Annotated in this window: 1 protein-coding gene; it reads left to right on the forward strand. The window is 43.5% G+C overall.

From position 1 onward, the window contains the following. Positions 1 to 147: 147 nt before the first annotated feature. Positions 148 to 1,756, forward strand: a 1,609-nt coding sequence (gene ppsA / locus WB217_RS00005; RefSeq protein ID WP_423989442.1) for a phosphoenolpyruvate synthase, incomplete at its 3' end; no start/stop codon positions are given.

The raw sequence follows: 1,756 nt of genomic DNA on the forward strand, positions 1-1,756 counted from the left end.
AAATGCAGTAGAAACTGATGAGGTTTGTTGGAGGGATTTAGATGACGATCTGGTCAGCAAACCTAAATCGTACTACAGGCAAAGGGCAGTGGCTAGCATTCGCAGCATCAATGAAACCAAAAATATAATGGTTAGGGGAGATGTAGAATGAGTTCTGTGGTTCTCGGTTTTCAGGAAATGGATCAAACACAGCTTTGGCTTGTTGGCGGAAAAGGATTGCATTTAGGGGAATTATCCAAAATTCAAGGAATACATGTGCCAGAAGGATTTTGTGTTACAACCGAGGGATATCAAAAAGCCATCGAACAAAATGAAATCTTTCACGCATTGCTGGATCAACTAACATCGCTAAACGTAGAGAATCGAGATCAAATTGGTGAAATCAGCAAGAAGATTCGGCAAATCCTTATGGAAGTAGAAATTCCAGCTGATGTTGTGAAAGAAGTTGATCACTATCTCTCCAAGTTTGGTGATGATCATGCTTATGCTGTGCGTTCTAGTGCGACTGCTGAAGATTTACCATATGCCTCTTTTGCTGGCCAGCATGACAGCTTTTTAAATGTCATCGGAAAAGAAGCAATCTTGCAGCATATCAGCAAGTGTTGGGCTTCCCTTTTTACAGAGCGTGCGGTGATCTACCGAATGCAAAAAGGGTTTGACCACAGACAAGTTTATTTATCTGTTCTCGTTCAAAGGATGGTTTTTCCGGAGGCGTCAGGGATTTTATTTACAGCAGATCCGATTACTGCTAACCGAAAGTTGCTATCCATCGATGCCAGTTTTGGGCTTGGGGAAGCACTGGTCTCTGGTTTGGTTACGGCCGATTGTTATAAAGTGCGGGAAGAGGCAATCGTCGATAAGAGGATAGCAGCCAAAAAATTGGCGATCTATGGACGAAAAGAAGGCGGAACAGAGACACAGCAGATTGGTCCTGATCAGCAAAAGACTCAAACACTTACTGACCAGCAGATTTTACAGCTAGCCCGCATCGGAAGACAGATCGAAGCGCAATTTGGCTGCCCGCAAGACATTGAATGGTGTTTGGCAGATGATACATTTTATATTGTCCAGAGCCGGCCAATCACTACGTTATACCCCATCCCTGAAGCGAATGACCAGGAGAATCGCGTCTATCTATCCGTCGGCCATCAGCAAATGATGAGCGACCCCATGAAACCACTGGGAATGTCTATATTCCAGTTAACAGCTTTGCGCCCCATGCAAAAGGCAGGTGGAAGGTTGTTTGTGGATGTCACGGAGCAGCTGATTGCACCCGCCAGCAGGAAATTTTTATTAGATGCCATGGAACAATCCGACCTGTTCACTAAAAACGCAATCATGACCATAGTGAAACGAGGAGATTTTATCAAATTGTTACCTGATGATCAGGAAGGGATGAATTCCACCAACGGTTTTCAAGCACCTCTCGAAAACGATCCGTCCATCGTTTCTGATTTGATAAACAGTACTCAAACTTCAATAGAAGAGCTAAAACAAACCATCCAAATCAAATCAGGATCAGATGTATTTGATTTTATCCTAGAAGATATCCAGCTTTTAAAGAAGAATTTATCTGATCCGCGTAGTATGCGTATGATTATGGGTGCGATGAATGCGGCGAGATGGATCAATGAAAACATGGAGAAGTGGTTAGGGGAAAAGAATGCAGCAGACACGCTTTCTCAATCTGTACCCAACAATATTACTTCGGAAATGGGTCTGGCGCTATTGGATGTTGCCGATGTGATTCGTCCAT

Origin of the sequence: Mesobacillus sp., assembly GCF_049588175.1 — a bacterium.
In the GTDB taxonomy this organism is placed as follows: domain Bacteria; phylum Bacillota; class Bacilli; order Bacillales; family Cytobacillaceae; genus Mesobacillus.